1 protein-coding gene and 1 pseudogene are annotated in these 2504 nt (G+C 54.8%); both read left to right on the top strand.

The features are described 5' to 3' along the window. The first annotated feature begins 61 nt into the window (after window positions 1-61). The gene (locus ACTO17_RS19760; protein ID WP_482559133.1) at window positions 62-2086 is read left to right on the top strand and encodes an LPD1 domain-containing protein; all 2025 of its coding nucleotides are present in this window, start codon (window positions 62-64) and stop codon (window positions 2084-2086) included. Between the two features lie 4 nt (window positions 2087-2090). Next, window positions 2091-2504 (top strand): annotated as a pseudogene (locus ACTO17_RS19755) (hypothetical protein); the annotation flags it as partial.

Here is a 2504-nt window from a genome sequence, read left to right as displayed (position 1 = left end):
ACAGGAACGCCGCCCTTCCCCGGAGCGGTGATTTTTTATGACAGACTGGAGGTGATAATGATTGGCGGATAACATGCAGCATGAAGATTTCGGGGAAAAGATCGGCGGCGCAAAAAAAGATTTATGGAAGGATCGCGGGCTCTATGTGAATGACCTGGACGCCATGAATGAGCGTGAGGCCGAAAAATTCGTAAAAAAGGATAATATCTGGAAGAAACCGGATTATGGAGCCATGCTTGATGACGGGATTCCCCTTGGCGTGGTCTATTTTATCAAAAAGGCGAGGGACGGGCTGAACGCCTCCCCGCAGTATTACCGCAGGGACGACACGCCGGAGAAGCGCCTTGCAAGACAGAAAGAATATATCCAGACGGTACGGGAGCTGCAGGGCGTGGTTTCGGAAGTCCGCACCGTGGAGGATGCCATGAAAGCCTATGACCGTTTCTTTGTGGAAAACGGGTATCTGGAACAGGTGCAGGGCTGGGGCGGCGGCATCCATTACCAGGCGACGGAGAAGGGCCGGGAGAACCCGGCCATTACAAACAAGCTGTCCAATGCCCTGATGGTCCACTCTGCCGCGCATTTTGAGCGGAACTTCACACAGAAAGCGCAGAAGGAGCAGTTTGGCGTCTCCAAAGACCAGAAAGTGCCGAAGGGCTATGCGATCCATTTCAACGACGGGAAGAATACCTATTCCAAAAATAATGACTGGAAACCTGATACCTACTATGTGACGAAGGGCTATTCCATCGTAAAGACAAATTTTGAATCGCGGGAGGCTGCCCTGAAATGGGTACAGGCGTTGGCAAAAGGGCGCAGCAAAAGCGGAAAGACTCGGTTTGTGCCTCCCCAGCTCTCCCATGTGCGGCGCACCGGGCCGGATTACAGAAACGGCATGGAGATCACCGGGCAGCACTACCTTGATACCTTCGGGTTCCGCGGCGGTGAATTTGGGAACTGGATGAACCAGAATGACCGGCAGGCTTCCCTCAACATGGGATTTGAGGCGCTGAAGGATCTGGCGTCGGCCTTGCAGATCAGTGATAAAGATATTGCCTATCAGGGAACGCTTGCCATTGCTTTCGGCGCCAGGGGCAGCGGCAACGCGGCAGCCCATTATGAACCGCTGCGCAAGGTCATCAACCTTACGAAGATGCACGGGGCCGGCTCTTTAGCCCATGAATGGTGGCACGGGTTTGACGATTACCTGGGTACGAAGATGGGCGCGAAGGGGATGCTTTCGGAACAGCCCCGCCTCTATGCGCCGTTCCAGAAGCTGGTTGAAACCATGAAATATAAACCGGAGACGCCGGAGCAGGCTGAGACCCGGACCGAAGCACAGACAGAGCGCATCCGGAAAAATGCGGCAGGCTGGCTGGATTCGGCAGTGCTCGGTTCACTGAAACGGCATGGCAATGAGGCACAGATGGAAACATACGCAGTTCTCAGGGAGGCTTTTTTGTCCGGCGAGACAGGCTCCGTGGAACAGATCAGCGCTTTCAAGAAGTCTGTCACCGGGCGGGTAATCCCGAAAAGTGAGCGGGAACGGCTGGAAGTATTCGAGCACATGCTGTCCGGGATGCAGGCACAGGAGGCACCGCAGATCGGGCGTGTGGAAACCGATTTCTACCGGAATTCCGTGCGCATGGGCAAGGAATGCGAAAAGGACGGCGGCTATTGGGACAGCAATACGGAAATGACCGCCAGGGCTTTTGCCTGTTACATCAAGGATAAGCTGCCTTACAGCTCTGATTATCTGGCGGGACATGCGGATTGTGCCGTTGCCTTTGTGACAGATAAAAGCGGAGAACTGGAAGTCTTGAAAGCCTTCCCGGAGGGTGAGGAACGGAAAGCCATCAATGCGGTATTTGACGAGATTGTGGCAGACCTGAAACGGGAGCAGATACTGACCCATTCGGACGAAACGCTGCCCCTTCCGGCGCAGCCGCTGGCGGAGAATGAACAGATTTCCATATTTACGGCAGAGAGGCCTTCGGTCATGGCGCAGCTTGCGGCGGTGAAACCGGCAGAAAAAACTACCCCGGCACAGGCAGCCCTGAAAAAGAGCCATACGCCGGAGATTTAAGGAGGTGGAAGGATTGGAGGAAAACAAAGATTACCGGGCGCACCGCTCAGGGAACCTGTCGGAAGGCTACAAGCTGCAGGTGGAACACACGGTATCATGCGAGAACACGGATATTTCAGCGTTGATTGCACAGGGGGCAGAAACGGTACAGGCCATGCGCCAGGACAGCATTGAGGGAGAAAAGAAAGCCTATGACATCGTGGTGGCGGCAGCGAAGCAATGGGAGCAGCAGGCGGCGGCCACGCAGCGGCTTGACCGGGCGCTGACATACTTACGCACCCCGGAGGTAAAGCATACCGGGAACTGTTGGCAGCCCTTTTCCAACAACAAGGACTGGATGGAGATCAGCAACCGGGTTTATAAGATGTTCTGCCAGATCAGGGAACAGACAACATATAACAGGGAGGCAAAACAGGAT

Source organism: Petralouisia sp., assembly GCF_056822245.1.
The sequence above is the reverse complement of the archived record's forward strand: the minus strand, read 5'-3'. Positions and strand labels throughout refer to the sequence as shown.